Source organism: Pseudomonas sp. rhizo25, from assembly GCF_031931935.1.
Classification (GTDB): domain Bacteria; phylum Pseudomonadota; class Gammaproteobacteria; order Pseudomonadales; family Pseudomonadaceae; genus Aquipseudomonas; species Aquipseudomonas synxantha.
Genome location: NZ_JAUJXA010000005.1, coordinates 266,331 through 289,227, shown reverse-complemented (window position 1 = coordinate 289,227; position 22,897 = coordinate 266,331). Strand labels below are relative to the sequence as shown.

Annotated in this window: 21 protein-coding genes; 14 read left to right on the top strand and 7 right to left on the bottom strand. The window is 61.7% G+C overall.

The window, feature by feature from the left end; genetic code table 11:
• Positions 1–34: 34 nt before the first annotated feature.
• Positions 35–1,681 carry an AMP-binding protein gene (locus QZR30_RS13700; RefSeq protein ID WP_311903430.1) on the bottom strand — a complete coding sequence of 549 codons (1,647 nt, stop codon included), beginning with the start codon at positions 1,679–1,681 and terminating at the stop codon, positions 35–37.
• A 150-nt stretch (positions 1,682–1,831) separates the two neighbouring features.
• On the opposite strand from QZR30_RS13700, the gene QZR30_RS13695 reads away from it, so the two are divergent.
• From QZR30_RS13695 to QZR30_RS13675, 4 genes are all read left to right on the top strand, one after another.
• A complete protein-coding gene (locus QZR30_RS13695) occupies positions 1,832–2,995 on the top strand; it encodes an isovaleryl-CoA dehydrogenase (RefSeq protein ID WP_046068686.1) in 1,164 nt (387 codons plus the stop codon).
• 11 nt (positions 2,996–3,006) lie between these two features.
• On the top strand, positions 3,007–4,614 hold the full coding sequence (locus tag QZR30_RS13690; RefSeq protein ID WP_311903429.1) for a carboxyl transferase domain-containing protein: 1,608 nt from the start codon (positions 3,007–3,009) through the stop codon (positions 4,612–4,614).
• A gap of 133 nt (positions 4,615–4,747) precedes the next feature.
• Positions 4,748–5,554: a gamma-carboxygeranoyl-CoA hydratase gene (locus QZR30_RS13680; RefSeq protein WP_056846591.1), complete on the top strand. Its 807-nt coding sequence runs from the start codon at positions 4,748–4,750 to the stop codon at positions 5,552–5,554.
• Complete coding sequence (locus tag QZR30_RS13675; protein ID WP_059397918.1) at positions 5,551–7,476, top strand: acetyl/propionyl/methylcrotonyl-CoA carboxylase subunit alpha; 1,926 nt, start codon at positions 5,551–5,553, stop codon at positions 7,474–7,476. Before QZR30_RS13680 ends, QZR30_RS13675 begins: the two co-directional genes overlap by 4 nt.
• On the opposite strand, the gene QZR30_RS13670 is transcribed toward QZR30_RS13675, so the two are convergent.
• Positions 7,473–8,108 carry a LexA family protein gene (locus QZR30_RS13670; protein ID WP_046068690.1) on the bottom strand — a complete coding sequence of 212 codons (636 nt, stop codon included), beginning with the start codon at positions 8,106–8,108 and terminating at the stop codon, positions 7,473–7,475. The two genes, QZR30_RS13675 and QZR30_RS13670, sit on opposite strands and share 4 nt — an antisense overlap.
• A 130-nt stretch (positions 8,109–8,238) precedes the next feature.
• Here QZR30_RS13670 and QZR30_RS13665 point away from each other — a divergent pair, with 130 nt between their 5' ends.
• Positions 8,239–8,589: a DUF6124 family protein gene (locus QZR30_RS13665; RefSeq protein ID WP_080944633.1), complete on the top strand. Its 351-nt coding sequence runs from the start codon at positions 8,239–8,241 to the stop codon at positions 8,587–8,589.
• A gap of 465 nt (positions 8,590–9,054) precedes the next feature.
• The gene (locus tag QZR30_RS13660; RefSeq protein WP_046068692.1) at positions 9,055–10,206 is read left to right on the top strand and encodes a M14 family metallopeptidase; all 1,152 of its coding nucleotides are present in this window, start codon (positions 9,055–9,057) and stop codon (positions 10,204–10,206) included.
• A gap of 43 nt (positions 10,207–10,249) precedes the next feature.
• On the opposite strand, the gene QZR30_RS13655 is transcribed toward QZR30_RS13660, so the two are convergent.
• Both QZR30_RS13655 and QZR30_RS13650 read right to left on the bottom strand, forming a co-directional pair.
• The gene (locus QZR30_RS13655) at positions 10,250–10,789 is read right to left on the bottom strand and encodes a cytochrome b (RefSeq protein ID WP_046068693.1); all 540 of its coding nucleotides are present in this window, start codon (positions 10,787–10,789) and stop codon (positions 10,250–10,252) included.
• The gene (locus tag QZR30_RS13650; RefSeq protein ID WP_059397915.1) at positions 10,786–11,868 is read right to left on the bottom strand and encodes a catalase family peroxidase; all 1,083 of its coding nucleotides are present in this window, start codon (positions 11,866–11,868) and stop codon (positions 10,786–10,788) included. Before QZR30_RS13650 ends, QZR30_RS13655 begins: the two co-directional genes overlap by 4 nt.
• A 167-nt stretch (positions 11,869–12,035) precedes the next feature.
• Here QZR30_RS13650 and QZR30_RS13645 point away from each other — a divergent pair, with 167 nt between their 5' ends.
• From QZR30_RS13645 to QZR30_RS13630, 4 genes are all read left to right on the top strand, one after another.
• The gene (locus QZR30_RS13645) at positions 12,036–12,542 is read left to right on the top strand and encodes a sigma-70 family RNA polymerase sigma factor (protein WP_311903427.1); all 507 of its coding nucleotides are present in this window, start codon (positions 12,036–12,038) and stop codon (positions 12,540–12,542) included.
• Positions 12,539–13,276: an anti-sigma factor family protein gene (locus tag QZR30_RS13640; RefSeq protein WP_046068696.1), complete on the top strand. Its 738-nt coding sequence runs from the start codon at positions 12,539–12,541 to the stop codon at positions 13,274–13,276. The genes QZR30_RS13645 and QZR30_RS13640 overlap by 4 nt, the downstream gene beginning before the upstream one ends.
• A 111-nt stretch (positions 13,277–13,387) precedes the next feature.
• Positions 13,388–14,482, top strand: a complete 1,095-nt coding sequence (gene zapE, locus QZR30_RS13635; RefSeq protein WP_311903575.1) for a cell division protein ZapE — start codon at positions 13,388–13,390, stop codon at positions 14,480–14,482.
• A gap of 38 nt (positions 14,483–14,520) precedes the next feature.
• A complete protein-coding gene (locus tag QZR30_RS13630) occupies positions 14,521–15,813 on the top strand; it encodes a protein kinase (RefSeq protein WP_311903574.1) in 1,293 nt (430 codons plus the stop codon).
• A 127-nt stretch (positions 15,814–15,940) separates the two neighbouring features.
• On the opposite strand, the gene QZR30_RS13625 is transcribed toward QZR30_RS13630, so the two are convergent.
• Complete coding sequence (locus tag QZR30_RS13625; protein ID WP_005789254.1) at positions 15,941–16,648, bottom strand: YebC/PmpR family DNA-binding transcriptional regulator; 708 nt, start codon at positions 16,646–16,648, stop codon at positions 15,941–15,943.
• A gap of 109 nt (positions 16,649–16,757) precedes the next feature.
• Positions 16,758–18,083 carry an MFS transporter gene (locus QZR30_RS13620; protein ID WP_311903426.1) on the bottom strand — a complete coding sequence of 442 codons (1,326 nt, stop codon included), beginning with the start codon at positions 18,081–18,083 and terminating at the stop codon, positions 16,758–16,760.
• A gap of 257 nt (positions 18,084–18,340) precedes the next feature.
• On the opposite strand from QZR30_RS13620, the gene QZR30_RS13615 reads away from it, so the two are divergent.
• Positions 18,341–19,231 carry a LysR substrate-binding domain-containing protein gene (locus QZR30_RS13615; RefSeq protein ID WP_046068699.1) on the top strand — a complete coding sequence of 297 codons (891 nt, stop codon included), beginning with the start codon at positions 18,341–18,343 and terminating at the stop codon, positions 19,229–19,231.
• Here the strand turns inward: QZR30_RS13615 and QZR30_RS13610 are convergent.
• On the bottom strand, positions 19,207–20,061 hold the full coding sequence (locus QZR30_RS13610; protein WP_046068700.1) for a LysR substrate-binding domain-containing protein: 855 nt from the start codon (positions 20,059–20,061) through the stop codon (positions 19,207–19,209). The two genes, QZR30_RS13615 and QZR30_RS13610, sit on opposite strands and share 25 nt — an antisense overlap.
• Positions 20,062–20,173: 112 nt before the next feature.
• Here QZR30_RS13610 and QZR30_RS13605 point away from each other — a divergent pair, with 112 nt between their 5' ends.
• From QZR30_RS13605 to QZR30_RS13595, 3 genes are all read left to right on the top strand, one after another.
• The gene (locus QZR30_RS13605) at positions 20,174–21,298 is read left to right on the top strand and encodes a 2-aminoethylphosphonate--pyruvate transaminase (RefSeq protein ID WP_311903425.1); all 1,125 of its coding nucleotides are present in this window, start codon (positions 20,174–20,176) and stop codon (positions 21,296–21,298) included.
• 96 nt (positions 21,299–21,394) lie between these two features.
• Positions 21,395–22,222 carry a phosphonoacetaldehyde hydrolase gene (phnX, locus tag QZR30_RS13600; protein ID WP_059397913.1) on the top strand — a complete coding sequence of 276 codons (828 nt, stop codon included), beginning with the start codon at positions 21,395–21,397 and terminating at the stop codon, positions 22,220–22,222.
• Positions 22,223–22,336: 114 nt separating this feature from the next.
• Entirely contained in the window at positions 22,337–22,897 is a 561-nt protein-coding gene (locus QZR30_RS13595; protein ID WP_046068703.1) for a cytochrome b, read from the top strand.

Genomic DNA, 22,897 nt, shown 5'->3' with positions numbered 1-22,897 from the left:
TGCGATCATTTGCCCTTCAAACAGCGGTATTCACCTACCCCAGGTCGTCGCGGGCAGCCTCCAACTCCTGGATACTGATCTCACGCATGCGAAATTTCTGGATCTTGCCCGTCACCGTCATCGGAAACTCGTCCACAAACTTGAAGTGCCTGGGCGTCTTGAAATGGGCGATACGGTCCTTGCACCAGCTCAACAGTTCAAGCTCGTTGGCGACATGACCCGGATGGAACTTGATCCACGCGACGATTTCTTCGCCATAACGCTCATCGGGGATGCCGATGATCTGCACGTCGGCGACCGCCGGATGGGTGAAGAAGAACTCTTCCAACTCCCGTGGGTACACGTTTTCGCCACCGCGGATGATCATGTCCTTATTACGCCCGGCGATGCACACATAGCCGTGCTCATCCATGGTCGCCAGGTCGCCGGTGTGCATCCAGCCGGCGTCATCGATGGCCTCGCGGGTGCCTTCGGGGTTGTTCCAGTAACCGAGCATTACACTGTAGCCACGGGTGCACAGTTCGCCTATCACGCCGCGCGCGGCGGTGTTGCCGGCCTCATCGATAATCTTGGTTTCCAGTTGCGGTTGGGTGCGGCCCACCGTGGTGACGCGCCGCTCTATATCGTCATCCGCGCCAGTTTGCAGTGAGACCGGGCTGGTTTCCGTCATGCCGTAGGCAATCTGCACTTCACTCATGTGCATTTCGTTGATGACTCGGCGCATCACTTCGATAGGGCATGTCGCCCCGGCCATGATCCCGGTACGCAGGCTGGACAAGTCGAACTCGGCGCGGCGTGGGTGATCGAGCATGGCGATGAACATGGTCGGCACACCATATAAGCCGGTGGCTTTTTCTTCGGCGACGGCACTCAACGTCAGCAGTGGGTCGAAGCCATCATTGGGATAGATCAGGGTGGTGCCGTGGGTGATGCAGCCGAGGTTGCCCATCACCATGCCAAAGCAGTGATACAGCGGCACCGGGACCACCAGACGGTCCTGCGCAGTCAGGCCAAGGCTTTCGCCGACCATGTAGCCGTTATTGAGGATGTTGTGGTGACTGAGGGTGGCGCCCTTGGGGAAGCCGGTGGTGCCGGAGGTGTACTGGATATTCACGGGTTGGTCAAAGTGCAGGCTGGCCTGGTGGTGGTGCAGTTGCTCGGGCGGGACACCGGCGCCCAGGCCCGACAGCTGCGACCAGGGCATGAAGCCCGGCGGCGGGCTGGGATCGAGGCTGATGAGGCCACGCAAATCGGGCTTCAGCGCCTGGAGCATGGCGTGGTAATCGGAGGTCTTGAACGCTCCGGCGCACACCAGCCACTGGCAGCCGGATTGCTTGAGCACATAGTCCAACTCACTGCTGCGGTACGCCGGGTTGATATTGACCAGGATCACCCCGAGCTTCGCGCTAGCCACCTGACAGATCAGCCACTCGGCGCAATTGGGTGCCCAGATGCCCAGGCGGTCGCCGGTTTGCATGCCCAAGGCCAGGAATGCCCGCGCATGCAGATCAACCGTCTCGGCCAGTTGCCGCCAGGTGAAGCGCTGCTGTTGGTGGCGGACCACCAAGGCTTCGCCATCGGGATATTGCGCGGCGGTGCGATCAAAGGCCTGGCCAATGGTCATGGCCAGCAAGGCCTTGTCCTGGGAGCCACGGCTGTAGCTCTGATTCGGTTGATCCATAACGACCCCTGTTGTCTTTTTTGTAGGTTGACGTATACGTAAACTACGATTGACAGCGCCGTAACGCAAGCTTACGTTAACGTAAAGGTGAGCGCCCTCCCCTGGTGCCCAACCTACACAACAACAAAGCTCACATTAAGGTGCCTGTCCATGAATTACCCGTCCCTGAACTTCGCCCTCGGCGAGACCATCGACATGCTGCGCGACCAGGTGCAGGCCTTCGTGGCCAAGGAGATCGCACCGCGCGCGGCCCAGATCGACATCGACAACCTGTTCCCCGCCGACCTGTGGCGCAAGTTCGGGGACATGGGCCTGCTGGGCATCACCGTGCCAGAAGAATACGGCGGTGCCGGCCTGGGTTACCTGGCCCACGTGGTGAGCATGGAAGAAATCAGTCGCGGTTCGGCTTCGGTGGCGCTGTCCTACGGCGCGCACTCCAACCTGTGCGTGAACCAGATCAACCGCAACGGTAACCACGAGCAAAAACTCAAGTACCTGCCCAAGCTGATCAGCGGCGAGCACGTCGGCGCCCTGGCCATGAGCGAGCCGAATGCCGGCTCTGACGTGGTCTCGATGAAACTGCGCGCCGATAAACGCGGCGACTGCTACGTCCTCAATGGCAGCAAGACCTGGATCACTAACGGCCCCGACGCCAACACCTACGTGATCTATGCCAAGACCGACCTGGAAAAAGGCGCCCACGGCATCACCGCCTTTATCGTCGAGCGCGACTGGAAAGGCTTCAGCCGCAGCAACAAGTTCGACAAGCTGGGCATGCGTGGCTCCAACACCTGCGAGTTGTTTTTCGATGACGTAGAAGTGCCCGAAGAGAACATTCTCGGCGTGCTCAATGGCGGCGTGAAAGTGCTGATGAGCGGCCTGGACTACGAACGCGTGGTGCTGTCCGGCGGCCCCACCGGGATCATGCAGGCGTGCATGGATCTGATCGTGCCCTACATCCACGACCGCAAGCAGTTCGGCCAGAGCATCGGTGAATTCCAGCTGATCCAGGGCAAGGTCGCCGACATGTACACCCAGCTCAACGCCAGCCGCGCCTATCTCTACGCGGTGGCCCAGGCTTGCGAGCGCGGCGAGACCACGCGCAAGGACGCCGCCGGGGTGATCCTCTACAGCGCCGAGCGCGCCACGCAGATGGCCCTCGATGCGATCCAGATTCTCGGCGGCAATGGCTATATCAACGAATTCCCCGCCGGCCGCCTGCTGCGCGACGCCAAGCTGTATGAAATCGGCGCCGGTACCAGTGAGATTCGGCGGATGTTGATTGGCCGCGAACTCTTCAACGAAACCCGCTGAAGGAGCGCGTCATGGCCACCCTGCATACCCAGCTCAACCCACGCTCGGCGGAGTTCGCCGCCAACAGTATGGCGATGCGCGAACAGGTCGACGCCCTGCACAGCCTGCTCGCCCATGTGCAACAAGGCGGCGGCACCAAGGCCCAGGAGCGCCACACCTCGCGGGGCAAGTTGCTGCCCCGTGAGCGTATCAATCGCCTGCTCGACCCGGGCTCGCCGTTTCTCGAACTCAGCCAGTTGGCGGCTTATCAGGTGTATGGCGAAGACGTGCCGGCGGCCGGAGTCATTGCCGGCATCGGTCGCGTGGAAGGCGTCGAATGCATGATCGTCGCCAACGATGCCACGGTCAAAGGCGGCTCCTACTACCCGCTGACCGTGAAAAAACACCTGCGCGCCCAGACCATCGCCGAGCAGAACCGCCTGCCGTGCATCTACCTGGTGGACTCCGGCGGCGCCAACCTGCCGCGCCAGGACGAGGTGTTCCCGGACCGCGAGCACTTCGGGCGGATCTTCTTCAACCAGGCCAACATGAGCGCCCAGGGCATCCCGCAGATCGCCGTGGTGATGGGTTCATGCACCGCCGGCGGCGCCTACGTGCCGGCCATGGCCGACGAAGCGATCATGGTGCGCCAGCAAGCCACGATCTTCCTGGCCGGGCCACCGCTGGTGAAGGCCGCCACCGGTGCGGTGGTCAGCGCCGAAGACCTCGGCGGCGCCGATGTGCACTGCAAGATCTCCGGCGTGGCCGACCACTATGCCGACAGCGATGAACATGCCCTGGCCCTGGCTCGGCGCAGCGTGGCCAACCTCAATTGGCGCAAGCAAGGCCAATTGGTGCAACGGCCGCCAGTGGCGCCGCTGTACAGCAGCGAAGAGCTGTACGGTGTGATCCCGGCGGATGCCAAGCAGCCCTTCGATGTACGTGAAGTGATCGCACGGCTGGTGGACGGCTCGGTGTTCGATGAGTTCAAGGCGTTGTTCGGTACCACCCTGGTCTGCGGCTTCGCGCATTTGCATGGTTACCCGATTGCGATCCTGGCCAACAACGGCATCCTGTTCGCCGAAGCCGCGCAGAAAGGCGCGCACTTTATCGAACTGGCCTGCCAGCGCGGGATTCCCCTGCTGTTCCTGCAAAACATCACCGGCTTCATGGTCGGCCAGAAGTACGAAGCCGGCGGCATTGCCAAGCATGGCGCCAAGCTGGTGACCGCCGTAGCGTGCGCGAAGGTGCCGAAGTTTACCGTGATCATCGGTGGCAGCTTTGGTGCCGGTAACTATGGCATGTGCGGCCGCGCCTACGACCCACGCTTCTTGTGGATGTGGCCCAACGCACGCATCGGCGTGATGGGTGCCGAACAGGCCGCCGGGGTGCTGGTGCAGGTCAAGCGGGAGCAGGCCGAGCGCGCAGGCGACGCGTTCAGCGCCGATGAGGAAGCGGCAATCAAGCAACCGATACTCGACCAGTATGAAACCCAGGGCCACCCCTACTACTCCAGCGCGCGCTTGTGGGATGACGGCGTCATTGACCCGTTGCAGACCCGCGACGTGCTGGCCCTGGCCTTGTCCGCTTCGCTGAACGCCCCCATCGAGCCGAGCCGCTTCGGCGTGTTCCGCATGTAACCTGCAGGAGCGAGCTTGCTCGCGAAGAACGTCAGGGCAACGCGAACCTCCAGAATACCCGCGTTATCGTTGACGAGCTTCGCGAGCAAGCTCGCTCCTACAGGAGGCCTCTCATTATCATGGAGCTCCTTGCATGAACGACTTCAACACCCTCGAACTGATCACTGACAGCCGTGGCTTTGCCACGCTGTGGCTCAGTCGTGAAGCCAAGAACAACGCGTTCAACGCCGAGATGATCCGCGAACTGATCATTGCCCTGGACCGGGTGCAAGGCGACCCTTCCGTGCGTTTTTTGATATTGCGCGGGCGCGGCAAGCATTTCAGCGCCGGCGCCGACCTGGCCTGGATGCAGCAATCGGCCGAGCTGGACTACCACACCAACCTGGACGACGCCCGTGAACTGGCGGAGCTGATGTACAACCTGTCCAAGCTGAAAATCCCCACGCTGGCCGTGGTGCAAGGCGCGGCCTACGGTGGCGCGTTGGGCCTGATCAGTTGCTGTGACATGGCCATTGGCACCGACGACGCGCAGTTCTGTTTGTCGGAAGTGCGCATCGGCCTGGCGCCAGCGGTGATCAGCCCCTTCGTGGTGCAGGCCATCGGCCAACGCGCTGCCCGTCGTTATGCCCTCACGGCCGAGCGGTTCGGCGGCCAGCGAGCACGGGAAATCGGCTTGCTGGCCGAGAGTTATCCGGCCGAAACCCTGGATCAGCAGGTAGACCAATGGGTCGAAAACCTGCTGCAAAACAGCCCGGCGGCGATGCGCGCCAGTAAAGATTTACTGCGCGAAGTGGGCAACGGTGCCCTCACGCCTGCGCTGCGACGTTATTGTGAAAACGCCATCGCGCGCATTCGGGTGAGCGCCGAGGGCCAGGAAGGTTTGCGTGCGTTCCTGCAAAAACGTGCACCGAGCTGGCAAGCCCAGGAGCCGCGTTCATGAGCACACTCACCACCGTACTGGTGGCCAACCGTGGCGAGATCGCCTGCCGGGTCATGCGCACCGCCAAGGCCATGGGCCTGACCACCGTGGCCGTGCACAGCGCCATCGACCGCGATGCACGCCATAGTCGCGAGGCAGACATCCGCGTCGACCTGGGTGGCAGCAAAGCCACCGACAGCTACCTGCAAATCGACAAACTGATCGCCGCCGCCCACGCCAGCGGCGCCCAGGCGATTCACCCAGGCTACGGTTTCCTCTCGGAAAACGCTGGCTTCGCCCGCGCCATCGAAGACGCCGGGTTGATCTTCCTCGGCCCGCCCGCCTCGGCCATCGACGCCATGGGCAGCAAATCGGCGGCCAAGGCCCTGATGGAAACCGCTGGCGTACCGCTGGTGCCGGGTTACCACGGCGAGGCCCAGGACCTGGAAACCTTCCGCGCCGCCTGTGAGCGGATCGGCTACCCGGTGCTGCTCAAGGCCACGGCCGGCGGCGGCGGCAAGGGCATGAAGGTGGTCGAGGATGTCAGCCAATTGGCCGAAGCCCTGGCCTCTGCCCAGCGTGAAGCGCTGTCATCCTTCGGCAATGGGCAGATGCTGGTGGAGAAATACCTGCTCAAGCCGCGGCATGTCGAGATCCAGGTGTTTGCCGACCAGCATGGCCACTGCCTGTACCTCAATGAGCGCGACTGCTCGATCCAGCGTCGCCATCAAAAAGTCGTCGAAGAAGCCCCGGCGCCGGGCTTAAGTGTCGAGCAACGCAAGGCCATGGGCGAAGCAGCCGTGCGTGCGGCCCAGGCCATCGGTTATGTCGGCGCAGGTACGGTGGAATTTCTGCTGGATGCCCGTGGCGAGTTTTTCTTCATGGAGATGAACACGCGACTGCAAGTGGAACACCCGGTGACCGAGGCAATCACCGGTCTGGACCTGGTGGCCTGGCAGATCCGGGTGGCCCAGGGCGAGGCGCTGCCCATCACTCAAGACCAAGTGCCGTTGATCGGCCATGCGATTGAAGTACGGCTGTATGCCGAAGACCCGGCCAATGACTTCCTGCCGGCCACCGGGCACCTGGCGCTGTACCGCGAGTCCCGCCCAGGCCCTGGCCGCCGAGTGGACAGCGGCGTCGAGCAAGGCGACGACGTGTCGCCCTTCTACGACCCGATGCTGGGCAAGTTGATTGCCTGGGGCGAAGACCGTGAACAGGCGCGTTTGCGGTTACTGAGCATGCTCGACGAGTTTGCAGTCGGCGGGCTCAAGACCAACCTGGGCTTTCTGCGACGCATAATCGGTCATCCCGCGTTTGCGGCCGCCGAACTGGATACCGGCTTTATCCCTCGTTATCAGGATGAGCTGTTACCGGCGCCCGGTGCATTAAGCGATGCGTTCTGGCAGGCGGCGGGCTCGGCGTTTATGCAGAGCCTGCCGATGGGCGATGGCCCGTGGGCCAATAACCAGGGCTTTCGTGCGGGCCTGCCGGCCGAGGTTTCGCTGCACCTGAGCTGCAATGGGCAGGATCGGCTGGTGACATTATCGGGGCACACGCCACAGCTGTGCGGCGAGCAGTTGCTGATCGAGCATCAAGGGGTGTGCCGTGCTCACCTGGCGGTCCGCAGTGCAAGCAGCCTGTACCTGCGTTGGGACGGTGAGATGCATGCGGTCAGCCTGTTCGATCCGATTGCGGCTGTGGAGGCAGGGCAATCCCATCAGGGCGGCCTTAGCGCTCCGATGAACGGCAGCATCGTGCGCGTATTGGTAGAGGTAGGCCAAACCGTCGAGGCTGGCACTCAACTGGTGGTGCTGGAAGCCATGAAGATGGAACACAGCATCCGTGCGCCTCAGGCCGGGGTGGTCAAGGCGCTGTTCTGCCAGGAAGGTGAAATGGTGGCTGAAGGCAGCGCGCTGGTGGAGCTTGAAACGGCCGGCTAGAACTTCGCCGTGGCTTGCACCACCACGCCCAGGATGCGGCAATCCTCGGTGAGCAGCGCCTTGGGGTAAGTGGGATTGAGCGGCACCAGATAACGCTGGCCGCTTTCTTCCTGCAATTTGCGAAAGGTCGCCTGGGGGCTGCCAGCCCATTGGGCAACCACCAGTTTGCCGGGGTCGGGCTCGATGGCCGGGTCCACCAGGATCATCATCCCGGCACCGATGCTCAGGCCCGTGGGCGCGGTCATGGCGTCGCTCGTCACCGGTAGCCAGAACGCCTTGCCTTGAGCGTGGTAATCGGTCAATTCGTAGCGACTCGTTCCATAGGCCGCACGCTCCTCGCGCAACTCGCACGCCTGCTTCCAGTCGCTGACCGGGTAGCGAAAATACGGGTTGTAGCGGCGTTCCAACGCCGCCTCTGTTGCGGCCCGCTCGCGAATCTCGAGCGCCACTTCCAGGTCCCCCAACCCCAGCTCCGCGAGCACCCGGTTCATGTCCGCCAGGCTCGGTACACGGCGCTTGTTGAGCCAGTGGCCGACACCGCCCTGGGACATGCCCAGGCGCTCCGCCAATTCGCCTTGCGTGACCTTGCGGTCTTTCATGTTGGCTTTGACCAACGCTATCCATTTGTCCATGGCGCCTGACGATACGACGTGTATTTTTCAGGGCAATAAACAGTTTGTAGTAATCCATAAAACGACATAAATACGATACGTACTATCATCAAGCCTAAGGATTTCGACACCCACCGGAGTACTGCCGCTTATGACGAACAGCCCGTATCCATTGCCCGAAACACCTGAACACGTTGAATTACACGACATGCACAACAGCGGTGCGGCCCAGCGCGCGCTGGATTATTACTTGAAAGAAGAAATGTCGGCGCCGACCCAGGGTGACGCCATGTTCGTGATCAAACCGGGCATCAGCCAGGAGGAAGCGCTGGTGCATGCCTCGGACCTGTTGCGCAGTGCAGCGGCCACCGCCTATGAATCAGCGTGCAGCCATCAAGGCAATCAACGCGACCTGGCGTTTTCCGTGGTGTATTTGATTGATATGGCCAAGGCGATGGTGGAGCGGTCGTTGCAAGGGCCAGCGGCTCGGGCAAACGCGTAACAGGCGGCAAGGAAAAATATTTCTATCCCACGGATAAAAACATTTGACTTGCAAATGATAATGATTATTATTGGACCCAGCTGATCGCGAGATCAGTCGATAGACCAAGAGACCTTAGGTCGGACTCTTGGAATATCTCCTCATCAGGCTAATCACGGTTTTTGACCCGGCTCTTTGGCCGGGTCTTTTTTTTGCCAGTTTCCCTGGCGTGGCTTCAGGCTAATGAAGACTGTGTGTTGCTTGATGGCGCGCATGGTAGCAAAAGACTATCGCCTAAAGAAAGCCACTCGACTGCTCTAGCCCGGATCTTTGCGATTTAGCGCTTGAGAATCAATCTCATAGACTCTAAGCTGCGGCGGCGTCAGGGATGACGCCCCCTCCCCCGTGCAACAATTTTGCATCCAGGTTTTGCCTGACGCCTGTGTAATATAGCCGCGACATCACTCATATTCAGGCAACCAGACTATGACCGTGGCCTTGACCTCCATCAAGATCAGCACCGACTTCGACAGCGGCAACATCCAGGTCCTGGATGCCAGCGATGCCTATCAGTTGTTGCTGGCAATCAAACCCGATACCCGCAGCGATCACTTCCAATGGTTCCACTTCAAGGCCGAAGGCATGCACGTGGGGCATACCCACACCTTTCGCCTGAGCAACGCGGGTCGCTCGTCCTATAGGCATGCCTGGAGCGGGTACAACGCCGTGGCGTCCTACGACCATATCAACTGGTTCCGGGTACCGACGCGTTTCGATGGCGAGATCCTGCATATCACCCTCCAGACCCGGGAAAAACACGTCTGGTTTGCCTATTTCGAACCCTACAGCCGTGAACGCCACGACTGGCTGATCGACCAAGCCCTTAAGTACGCCGGAGTCACCCTGCTCGCTACCGGCAAGAGCGCCGAAGGCCGCGATATCCAACTGCTACGACGGGGCAAAGGGGGCGAAGGTCGCCGCAACGTGTGGATCATCGCCCAGCAGCACCCTGGCGAGCACATGGCCGAATGGTTTATGGAAGGCGTGATCGAACGCCTGCAACAGGACGGCGACGACGAGCTGAAAAAGCTGCTGGCCACGGCTGACCTTTACCTGGTCCCGAACATGAACCCCGATGGCGCCTTCCATGGCCACCTGCGCACCAATGCCATGGGCCAGGACCTCAATCGCGCCTGGCAAAGCGCCAGCCAGGAACTCAGCCCGGAAGTCCTGTTCGTTCAGGAACAGATGGAAAAATACGGCGTGGACCTGTTCCTCGATATCCACGGCGACGAAGAGATCCCCTACGTCTTCACCGCCGGCTGCGAAGGCAACCCCGGCTACACACCGCGCATCGAAGCCCTGGAAAAACACTTCCGCCGCCATCTGAGCCACCTGACCCGGGACTTCCAGACCACCCACGGCTACACCCGCGACCTGCCGGGAGAAGCCAACATGACCTTGGCCTGCAACGCGGTTGGTGAAAAGTATGACTGCCTGTCCCTGACCCTGGAGATGCCCTTCAAGGACAACGACGACGCCCCCAACCTGCGCACCGGCTGGTCAGGCGATCGCTCGAAACAGCTGGGCAAGGACGTCTTGAGCAGCGTCGCTGATATCGTCGGCCTTTTGCGCTGATTACCTGTGGCGAGCGGGCCGTTCCGCTCGCCACAAAAAACCATCAGTCCTTGGTGCCGGTCATGCTTTGCAAGACACCATCGCGGCGGATCAAACCGTGGAACAACGCCGCCGCCAAGTGCACCAGTACCGTGAGAAACAACAGGTAGGCGAGATAGCCGTGAGCCTTGCGCAACAGCGCAAACAACGGCGCATTCGCCCCGACCAGCGCGGGCAGTTGCACGTTACTGCTGAGCATCACCGGATCACCGGCCGCCGAAATCATCGCCCAGCCCAGCAGCGGCAATACCAGCATCAACGCATACAGCAGCACATGGGAAGCCTTGGCCGCCAACACTTGCCACGCGGGCAAATCCGCTGGCAACGGCGGCTGTCGTGTGCAAAAGCGCACCACCAACCGCACGATCACCAGGGCCAGGATCGCGATCCCCAGCGGCTTGTGCAGGTGGATCAACCACTCATGGCGCTCAGACACCGACGCGGCCAACCCAGCGCCGACAAACAGCATGGCAATGATCATCAGCGCCATCAGCCAGTGCAGCAGACGTGCCAGGGGGGCAAAAAAGCGGGGCTGGGCATTCATGGCTGCAACTCCTGAGGGGCGCTGTGCAACGGGCTGACTTCGCCAGCGCGGCGCAGGTATGAACTGGCATACGCGGCGGAGCGGGCAGCCAGCAACGGGTCATTGGTGGCCTCGATGCCGCTGGGCAAAATCAGCGGGTCAAAGTTGATATCGCGGCAATCACCGTCTGCCTGTGGCTGGCTGCTTTGCAGCACCAGGGTGCCGGCGTTCAGCACCCTGTGCTCGCCGGCCCAGGTCTTGCTCGCGTCATCCAGCGGGTCGCCGGGGTTGGCCAGGGTCATGTTCAATTGCCAACGCAACGGCCCGGCGACGAGGCGTTGCACCAGATCTTTCTCGAGGAAATCGGCGCCATCCGCCGCAGTATCGCCCGGTGCGTCCTGGCTGAGCGGCACCACGCTCCACCGCACGGCCTGGCGTTTGCCATCGGCGCTCACCAGGTAAAACGCATTGATGCCGTTATAGGTTTCAGTCGCATAACTGGCCGATGGCTTGGCGGTTTTGACCCACGCCAGGAACGGCGCTGTCTCCGGGTGCGCGGCAAAAAATGCCGGCATATTGGCCGGGTTCGGCTTGCCAGTGGCCGGATCCGGCGCGCCCGCCTTGAGCAACTGGTAGAACGCCTCGGGGGTGCCCACCGGGAACACCGGCATGCTGTTCATCCCGGTGCGCCACTGCTGGCCGTTGGCTTGGCTGAACTGCACGGCAAAACTGCGGATCGGCACACTGCTGTCCGGTGCATAAGGGTTGCCGCTGGGCAAGGCAAACCGGCCGATGACCGGGGTCTTGGCCGCGCTGAACACTTGGGCACTGGAATACGCACGCGCCTCGGCACTGCTCTCGAAGTAACCGGCCACGCACACGCCCTTGGCGTGGTTACGGCGAAAGCCGGGGTGCACGCCGTTATTGGTTTCCAGGGCATTGACCAAGGTTTTTGGCCGCAGGCGTTGTGGGTCGAGGGTGCCGTTGACGTAGGCAAACGCCCCGGCGACAACGGCAACCACGGCACCGATGCCCACTAGACGTGCGATCAGGCTCGTAGTGCTCAGTGGAGGACGGGGGGGTGATGAGTGATCTACCATGCAGGAACTCCAGGGCCAGTGGCCTTAGGGTGAAACATAAGGTCGGAGCATTAAGACGAACGCCGATTTGCTCTATTCCCTGACCTTCGAATTATTTTGCGGGCCGTGGAATAATCTTTAACGCCGGACGTCTTTCTAGTCCCAGCGAAGTGACCAGCCAGACACCCATGCATGAACTCGACGAACAGTTACGTGAACTCATCCCCAGGTTGCGGCGTTTTGCGGTGTCGCTGACGCGCAACACCAGCAGCGCCGACGACCTGGTGCAGGCAACCCTGGAACGCGCGATCATCGCCTGGGCCGATAAACGGATCGAAGGTGACCTGCGCGCATGGCTGTTCTCGATCCTCTACCGGCAGTTCCTCGACGCCCACCGCCGCAACCGACGCTATGCGCGCATGCTCGAATTCTTCACCGGCCGTGATGACGCGCACCCTTCGGTGGAGCGCACGGTGATGGCCCAATCCACCCTGCAAGCCTTCGACCAGCTCACCGCCGAACAGCGTGCCCTGCTGCTGTGGGTATCCGTCGAAGGCTTGAGCTACAAGGCCGTGGCCGACATCCTCGACGTGCCCATCGGCACGGTGATGTCACGCCTGTCCCGTGCGCGCCAAGCGTTGCGTCAACTCAGCGATGGCGAAATTGCCGGCCCTGCCCTGCGGAGACTCAAATGATCAGCCTGCCCCCCAGCGAACGCGACTTGCATGCCTACGTCGATCACCAATTACTGGAGAGTGATCGCCGTGTGCTTGAAACCTGGCTGGCCAGCCACCCCGAGGTGGCCGCGCAGGTGCATGCCTGGCAACAGGATGCGCAATTATTGCGTGCATCTTTAAGCGGCGCCCTGCAACAGCCGAACAACCCGGCACTGGACCCGGCACTGGTTCGCCAGCGTATCAAGCGTCAGTCCCGCCGCCACTTCGCCACCGCGGCGCTGCTGCTGATTGCCGTGAGCCTTGGCGGAATAGGCGGCTGGCAAGCCCGCGTAGCCACCCAGCCGCCGCTATTGCCAATGGCCGATGCCATGCAGGCCTACCGCCTGTTTGCCCAGGACGGCATCATGCCCGCCGACTTCAGTGCCGAGGGCAGCGGCACTATGCAGGCCTGGCTCGACCGCTATTTCAATCAGGCCCACCGCCTGCCCGACCTGAGCCAGGCGGGGTTCAAGCCGGTCAGCGGGCGCCTGCTCACCACCGACCAGGGCGCGGCAGCCATGGTGCTGTACGAAGACCCGCAAGGCCGGCGTATCAGCTTCTATATCCGCCCGCCGGGCCCGAACAACGGTTTCCTGCCCCGGGGCAGCCGCAGCGCCGATGGCTTGCAGGCCGAATACTGGTCAGGCGGCGGCTATAACTACGCAATGGTTAGCCCGGTGGACCAGCCGACCACGGGGTTGATGAAGTTCTAGAAGCCATGTCCAGCATTAGGTTTTCGAGCCAATTGGCCGCCCCCTACCCTATTGGTCAAATCGCGGTGGGCGCTCTAAAGTAAGCGACCACCGCAGCACAGAGTGACTCCATTGGCCGTGTTTTCCCTGCTCCAGCGCCTGTTCGCGAAACAATCCAGCGTTTCGGACGCCTCGACTATCCCGGCGTATTTCCAAAGAAAGGCCGAGCAACAGGGCTACACCCTCAGTGATGGGCAAATGCGGGCGATTACCGCCCTGAATCGCCAGGCACAGCGTCTGCTCAATGGCCAAGCCACCCGCGGCCTGTACTTGCACGGCCCGGTGGGGCGCGGCAAAAGCTGGCTGCTGGACGGGTTCTTCAAGGCCCTGCCCATCGCCGAAAAGCAACGCGTGCACTTTCACGATTTCTTCGCCCGCCTGCACCAAGGCATGTTCCTGCACCGCGGGCATGACGATGCCCTGACCATCACCCTCGATCAGTTGCTGGCCGGCTGCCGCGTGCTGTGCTTCGACGAATTCCACGTCCACGATATCGGCGATGCGATGCTCATCAGCCGTTTGTTCAGGGCGCTTTTCCAACGCGACGTGCTGATGATAGTGACCTCCAACTATCCGCCCGAGGGGTTGCTGCCCAACCCGCTGTACCACGAACGATTCAAGCCGGTGATCGACCTGATCGCCGCGCGCATGGATGTGCTGGAAGTCAGTTCGCCCCAGGACTTTCGCAGCCTGCCCCAGGCCCACGCACAACAGCGTTTCACCAGCGGCCAGTATGTGTGGCCCGGTACACCGACCCAGCGTGAAAGCCTTAAGCTGCCCACCACGGATTGCCCGGCGCAGCACCTGACGGTCGGCAGTCGGCAGCTGCTGTGCCGTGGCCATCAGGAGCGCACCATCGTGTTCACCTTCAACGACCTATGCGAACAGTTCACGGCGGTCATGGACTACCTGCTGCTGTGCGAGGATTTCGACCACTGGATCATCGACGGCCTGCCGCACCTGGCCGAATGCCCAATTGCCGTGCAGCAGCGGTTCATCAACCTGGTGGACGTGCTCTACGACCAGGACAAACGTCTGACGCTCATCGGCCACCAGCCGCTGGATAAATGCCTGGAAGGTCAGGCCATCGACCTCGCCCGCACTGCCAGCCGCCTGCGCCAGTTGCAAACACCCTGCGCGCAAACCGCCCCCGACCCGGTATCATGAGCGCCTTTTACGCCCCCCATCCGAGTGCCGCGCTGTTCATGACTACCCTCGCCCAACTCAAGGCCGGCCAATTGGCCGGCGCCACGCGCCTGGACCTCGCCTGCGGGCTGACCGAGTTCCCCCGGGAAATCTTCGAACTGGCCGACTCCCTGGAAATCCTCAATCTCACGGGCAACGCCCTGACCAGCTTGCCCGACGACCTGCATCGCCTGACGCACTTGCGCGTGCTGTTCTGCTCGGACAACGCCTTTACCGAGTTACCGCAGTGCCTGGGCCAATGCGCGAAGCTGAGCATGATCGGCTTCAAGGCCAACCAGATCAGCCACGTGCCCGCCGCCGCCCTGCCGCCCCAGCTGCGCTGGCTGATCCTCACCGATAACAGCATCAGCCAATTGCCCGACGAATTGGGCCAGCGCCCGTTGCTGCAAAAGTTGATGCTGGCCGGTAACCAACTGACGCAGTTACCGCCAAGTCTGGCCAATTGCGCCAACCTGGAGCTGATCCGCATTGCCTCCAATCGCCTTACACACCTGCCGGATTGGCTGCTGACGCTGCCCAGCCTGACGTGGCTGGCCTACGCCGGTAACCCGGTGGAAATGGCGGTGACCGTGACGGGCGATGATGGGACGCCGAACATTCCCTGGTCTGAACTGGAACTGGGAGAAGTATTGGGCGAAGGCGCTTCCGGGATCATTCACAAAGCAATCTGGAAACCCCAGGCGCTGCCGGTCGCGGTCAAGCTATACAAAGGCACTATCACCAGCGACGGGTCACCGCTGCATGAAATGCAAGCCTGCATTGCCGCCGGGCTGCATCCCAACCTGATCAAGGTGCAAGGTCGTGTCATCGAGCACCCGCAGGGTCAGGCGGCATTGGTCATGAGCCTGATTGACCCGAGCTACCGCAACCTCGCGGCCCTGCCTAGCCTGGCGTCTTGCACCCGGGACATCTACGAACCCGATACCCGTTTCAGCCTCGATGTGGTGCTGCGCATGGCACGAGGCATCGCTTCGGCGGCGGCGCACTTGCACCTTCAGGGGATTACCCACGGTGACCTGTATGGCCACAACATTCTGTGGAATGCGACGGGTGATTGTTTGCTCGCAGACTTCGGCGCGGCGTCATTCCATGCCACGGCCGACACCTTGGAATCCAGGGCGTTGCAGCGTATTGAAGTGCGCGCATTCGGGGTGTTGCTGGGGGAGTTGTTGGAGCGGGGTGAAGGGGCAGTAAGTGAAGATCTGATTGAACTGCAAAAAAGCTGCTGCCAACCCGATGTGTTGGCGCGGCCGAGCTTTGAAGAAATTGAAGGCGTACTGAGCTCTATCTAACACCGCTGGAACAATGTGGGAGGGGGCTTGCTCCCGATAGCGGTGTATCAGCCACAGTATCTGTGTCTGAACCACTGCAATCGGGAGCAAGCCCCCTCCCACATTTTTGACCGCATTTGTCCAGTGACTAGCCAGCCAGGCCGACAAACATATCCTGCACATCATCATGGTTGTCCAGGCCTTCCAGGAACGCCTCGACTTCAGCCATCTGCTCATCCGTCAAGCCACTGACCGGGTTCTTCGAGAGGTAGCCCAATTTGGCCGACAGCACGGTGAAACCCTGCTCCGGCAAGGCCTTTTGCACGGCATCCAGGTCGGTGGTTTCAGTGATGAACAGGGTAGTGCCCTCTTCTTCACCGTCTTCGAAGTCCTGGGCGCCGGCTTCAATGGCGGCCATTTCCGGATCCGCGTCCGGGGTATCCGGCGAAGCTTCGATCAGGCCGACATGGTTGAAGTCCCAGGCCACCGAGCCAGAAGCGCCCAGTTGGCCCTTGCGGAATGCCACGCGGATTTCCGCCACGGTGCGATTGATGTTGTCGGTCACGCACTCGACAATCAACGGCACCTGGTGCGGGGCAAACCCTTCGTAGGTCACGCGGTGGTACTGCACGGTTTCACCGAGCAGACCGGCGCCCTTCTTGATCGCGCGGTCCAGGGTTTCCTTGGGCATCGAGGCTTTCTTGGCTTGCTCCACCACCAGGCGCAGGTGCGCGTTGGTCGCGGTATCGGCACCGTTACGGGCGGCGATGGTGATTTCTTTCACCAGCTTGCCGAAGATCTTGCCCTTGGCATTGGCTGCCGCTTCTTTATGTTTGACTTTCCACTGTGCGCCCATGACTCACTCTCTACTATCCATGGCGCCGAAACGTCTACTGGCCGGCGCTTTGGGGGCAGAGTTTATAGGGCAAAAACACTCTAATCCACCAAAAAACCGGCCAGGTGCCTCAGGTGCGCAGGGGTTTGCCTGTGACGTTGCGATCAGGGACGAAGTCCCCGACCTGGGCCAGTACCGCAGGCCTGGCGTTCCAGTAGGGCATCAGCACCAGCGACGAAAACAGCGCCGCGCCGGCAAAGACGATAAATACCGTGACGGTATCGAAGTAGCCCGGCAGCAAGCCGCCAAGGATCGCCCCCACCGAACCACAACCATTGACAAAACCTGCCGCCGTGGCGCCGGCCTTGGCGGTGCCGAAGTCGATGGCCGCCGTGCTGCTGATCATCGAATCAGGGCCGTACAGAGTCAGGCCCATCACAAACAACAGGGCCATCACCAGCACCACGCTGCCGGTGTGCAGCGCGCCCATGAATAACGCCAAGGCTACGGTCAGCGCCAGCAGGCTAAGCACACAGGCGGGCATGCGCCGGGCGCCGAACAGTTTGTCGGAGGCCAAGCCGATCAGCACCGGCCCGATCAAGCCGGCCAGTTCAAACGCGGTAGGCACGATGGCGGCGCCAACCTTGCCCACCGATGGCATCTGCTCGTAGACGATCACCGGGCCCCACAACAGGATCGCGTAGCGCGCCGGTTTGAGCAGGAAGTACGCCAGCCCCAGGGTCAACACCGTGCGGTTGCGCAGGATTGCGCGCAATGGTTCGAGCACGCTGATGTGCTTTTCAGCAGCAGCCTCTTCGGCGCTCAAGACCGGCTCGGGCTCCACCGCCGGCAAGCCTACGTCCTGCGGGGTATTGCGCTGGAACATAAAGAACAGCACGGCCACCACCGCCACCACTGCGGCGCTGGAGATAAACGCCGCGTGCCAACTGCCGATCAGTGTATACGCCCACCAGCCGGCAAACGGCGAGGCGACCAAGCCACCAAAGGCATAGCACGAACTCCACAGCCCCAACACCCGCCCGCGCTGCTGGGCCGGGAAGAAACTGCCAAGGTTCTTGCACAACCCCGACCAACCGGTGGATTGCGCCAAGCCCTGGATCAACATGCAGGTGACGAAGACCGGCAAGGTGGCGAACGTGCCCATCACCAGCGCCGCGGCAGCGGAAATCAGCAAGCCGCCAAGCACCACCACCCGTGGCCCGAAGCGGTCGGCGAGCATGCCCCAGGTGAATTGGCCCACGGCGTATGCGGCGAGGTAGAGGCCATCCAGGTTGGCCATCATCATTTTGTCGAGGGGGAAACCTGGGTCGTCACCGATCCCCAGCTTCGCCACGGAAAATGCTTTGCGGGTGAAATAGAAAGCGGCGTACGCCAGCCAGGTGATGGCGAAAATCTGCACGCGCCAACGCTTGATGCTACCCATAGGGATATTCATGGTGGTTCTGACCTCAGGTGTGAGTGTGCCGGCAGAATCGAAAGAAAACGCCTGTTGTTTTTATGGTTGAGCACTGCAATGCCGGGCCGTAGGGCCGAAACATTGGTCAGATGGGTGCGGTATGCCTGCGCCCATGGCCACCGAGGTTGTAGGACTCAACCTACGGCGACTGAGGTGCATCAAAGCAATGGCTGACTAATAGGTAAAATCGATTTATCGTATTTCAAATATAAGCCCAGCTTGTAAGAGGACCTGCCATGTCGGTTTCCCATGCCCAGCTCAAGGCCTTCCACGCGGTGGCCGTCCATGGCAGTTTTACCGGGGCTGCCGAGCGGCTGTTCCTGACCCAGCCGGCGATTTCCGACCAGGTACGCAAACTCGAAGAGCGCTTCGGCGTATTGCTGTTTCACCGCAACAAGCGCTCGGTACGCCTGACCGACCTCGGTGAACGCCTGCTGGGCATTACTCAACGGCTGTTTGTGATCGAGGCCGAAGCCGAGGAATTGCTGCAGGACTCCCGCGCCCTGCTTACCGGCACCCTCACCCTGGCGGTGGATGCCCCGGTGCACGTACTGCCGCAGATTGCGCGCTTCTGCCAGCTGTACCCCGGAATCAGCGTGAAGATCGAAACCGGCAACACCGATGAATCATTGTTTCGCCTGTACAACTATCAGGCTGACCTGGCGTTGCTGGGGCGCGATGTCGACGATGCGCGCCTGTTGTCGCTGCCCTTGCCCGACGACCAGCTCCTGGCGTTTGTCGCACGCAACCACCCTTGGGCCGGACGCGAGTCGATCTGCCTGGCCGACCTCGACGACACACCCTTGGTATTGCGCGAAATCGGCTCGGTCACCCGTCAGACCCTGGAGCAGGAAATGAGCCAGGCCGGCCTGCGCATTCGCCCGGCGATACAGGTGGAAGGCCGCGAAGCCGCCCGCGAGGCGGTGGTGGTGGGCATTGGCGTGGGCGTGGTGTCGGCAGCCGAGTTCGGCGCCGACGCACGGGTGTACGCCATGCCGATCCGCGATTGCACCCAGCGCATGAAGGAAACCCTGGTGTGCCTGAAGGAACAGAGCTCACGCCGGGTGGTGGCGAGCTTTTTGGAAATAGTGCGTGAGAGCCTTCACGCCAATTCGAAAAATGCCTGAATCAAGCGCAGCGAGCGGCGCCGCTCCATGCAGCCGAGCATATGCCGGTTGAGCAGCCCATCGCCCAGGATCGGTACCGCTTGCACACGCGGGTCCGGGCTGACCTCCATCGACGACACAACTCCCACGCCCAGCTCAGCCGCAACGGCCTCGGTCACGGCTTCACGGCTGTCCAACTCCAGCAGCACCTTGGGCTGCACATGCGCCGCCAGGCAGGCGTCATCAAAGGTACGCCGGGTGATGGAGCTGGGCTCGCGCAGCACCATGATCACCTCGTGCAATTGCGTCAGTTGAATGCCTTCGGGCTGGTTTGCCCACGGATGCGCAGCCGGCACCAGCGCGCAAATCCGTGACTCGTCCAAAGGCTGCAAGTGCAGGCCATTGCGTGGCTCCACCTCGGTGAGCACCGCCACGTCCGCATGTTCGGACAGCAGCGCCGCCAGGGCTTCTTGGGCATTGCCCAAGCGCAGGTTCACGGTAATGCCCGGGTAGCGCGAGCGCAGGCTGGCGATCATCGGCATCACCAAGTGCGGGCCATCGGCGGCCACTTCCAGACGTCCAGTGAGCAACTGGCGGTTGGCCTCCAGCATGGTCTGCGCCTCGTCCACCAAACCGAAGATTGCCCGGGTAATGGCTGCAAGGCGCGCGCCCTCCTCGGTCAACTCCACGCGCCGGGCGGTACGGCGCAACAACGGGATCTGGTAGTGCTCCTCCAACGCCTTGATATGCCCGGTGACAGCCGGCTGGCTGATAAACAGCCGAGCCGCTGCCCGGGTAAAACTGCCCTCGCGGGCCACCGCATCGAATGCACGCAGTTGGAACAGGTTCATAGTTATCGGCCTCACTGATAGCTCGCATAACAACAAACAATTTGATTGATAACAAGCCAAACTGCAATTTAGGCGCCGTAGCTTCAACCCCGACACCTTGCGAGGATTTGAGATGACCACTGCCGCGCCGATCCTGTTGACCCCTGGTCCCCTGACCACATCGAACCGCACCCGCCAGGCGATGATGGTGGATTGGGGCTCATGGGATGACCGCTTCAACCAGCTCACCGCCAGCGTTTGCACGCAGCTGCTGGCGATCCTCAACGGTGCTGACAGCCATCATTGCGTGCCGTTGCAAGGCAGCGGCACCTTCGCCGTCGAAGCCGCCATCGGCACCCTGGTGCCCCGCGAGGGCAAGGTGCTGGTGCTGATCAACGGCGCCTATGGCAAGCGCCTGGCGAAGATCTGCGAGGTGCTTGGCCGCGCGTTCAGCACCTTTGAAACCGCCGAAGACGAGCCCACCACCGCTGCCGATGTGGATCGCCTGCTGCGCGCTGACAGCGCCATCACCCACGTCGCGCTGATTCATTGTGAAACCAGCACCGGCATTCTCAACCCGCTGCCGGAGATCGCCCAGGTGGTCAAACACCACGGCAAGCGCCTGATCATCGACGCCATGAGTTCATTCGGCGCGCTGCCGATCGATGCCCGCGAAGTCCCGTTCGAAGCGTTGATCGCCGCCTCCGGCAAATGCCTGGAAGGCGTGCCGGGCATGGGGTTTGTCTTTGCGGAAAAACATGCGCTGGCCGCCGCCCAGGGCAACTGTCATTCCCTGGCGATGGACCTGTTCGACCAGCACAGCTACATGGTCAAGACCGGCCAATGGCGCTTCACCCCGCCGACCCACGTGGTCGCCGCCCTGCATGAAGCCTTGCTGCAATACGCTGAGGAAGGCGGCCTGCCCGCCCGCCATCAACGCTACGCGGACAACTGCCAGGCATTGCTGGATGGCATGGCCGCGCTGGGCCTGCGCAGCTTTCTGCCGGCGGCGATCCAGGCGCCGATCATCGTCACCTTCCATGCACCAACAGACCCGCGCTACCAGTTCAAGGACTTCTACGAACGGGTCAAGGCCAAGGGCTTCATCCTGTACCCGGGCAAGCTGACCCAGGTGGAAACCTTTCGCGTGGGCTGCATCGGCCATGTCGACGCGGCCGGCATGCGCGCAGCGGTCAAGGCCATCGCCGAGGTGCTGCAAGAAATGTGTAGGAGCGAGCTTGCTCGCGATGACCGTTAACGATGACGCGGGCATTCTGACTCAACGCGATGCCCGGGAGTTTTTCGCGAGCACGCTCGCTCCTACATGAGTTTCATTACCCACAGGATCTGAACCATGAACTATCAAACCCCCAACACCCTCCAGGCCGTTATCCTCGACTGGGCCGGCACCGTGGTCGACTTCGGCTCCTTCGCGCCCACGCAGATCTTTGTCGAGGCCTTTGCCGAGTTCGACGTGCAAGTCTCTATCGAGGAAGCCCGTGGCCCGATGGGCATGGGCAAGTGGGACCATATCCGCACCCTCTGCGACCAGCCGCAAGTTGCCGAGCGCTACCGCAAGGCGTTCGGCCGCACGCCGACCGATGATGATGTGACCGCCATCTACCAGCGCTTCATGCCGCTGCAGATCGAGAAGATCGCCGAGCACTCGGCGCTGATCCCCGGCGCCCTCGACACCATTGCAGCGCTGCGGGCGCAAGGCATCAAGATCGGCTCCTGCTCCGGCTACCCCAAGCAAGTGATGGACAAGGTCGTGGCCCTGGCCGCCACCAACGGCTATGTCGCCGACCATGTGGTCGCCACCGACGAAGTCCCCAACGGTCGCCCGTGGCCGGCCCAGGCCCTGGCCAATGTGATCGCCCTGGGCATTGATGACGTGGCCGCATGCGTGAAGGTCGACGACACCGTGCCGGGTATTCTCGAAGGCCGTCGTGCCGGGATGTGGACCGTAGCGCTGACCTGTTCGGGCAATGCCCTGGGCCTGACCTACGAGCAATTTCGCGCTCTGGACAGCGCCACACTGGCCAGCGAGCGTCAGCGCATCGAAACGATGTTCGAAGGCTCGCGCCCGCACTACCTGATCGACACTATCAACGACCTGCCGAATGTCATCGCCGACATCAACGCACGCCTGGCACGCGGGGAAATGCCGCAAAGTTACTGACCAGGATCAAGGCAACGGCATTGGCAACGAGCGAAGCGCTCAAAACGGGCATACAGTTAACGTACTCCGTCGCTAAAGAGCGGAGGTATGCCCTGATGAGTGAGGAAAAAAGCGATGCCGTGGAAAAACTCCGATACGCGCTACAGCACCATGTCGATTGCGTTGCACTGGTTGATGGTGGTGCTGCTGGCGGTGGTCTACGCCTGCATTGAGTTACGCGGCCAGTTCCCCAAAGGCAGCGGTGCGCGCACGCTGATTGTGGAAATGCACTTTATGTTCGGACTTACCGTGTTTGTGCTGGTGTGGCTGCGCCTGTTCGCACGCAGCCTGGGGGTGGCGCCGAAGATCGTGCCGGCACCGCCGCCATGGCAGAGCCTGCTGGCGAAGCTGATGCATGGGGCGCTGTATGCGTTGATGATCGGGTTGCCGATTGCCGGTTGGTTGATCGTCAGTGCCAAGGGGCATTCGGTGATGTTCTATGGGATGGAGTTACCGCCGCTGATTGCAGAAAACAAGGCGTTGGCCGAGGAGATTGAAGGCTGGCACGTGCTGTTCGCCCAGATCGGTTACTGGCTGATCGGTCTGCATGCGCTGGCGGGGATCTTTCACCATTATGTGATGCGCGATAACACTGCCTTGCGAATGATGCCGGGCGGGCACAATCCCACCCGTTGA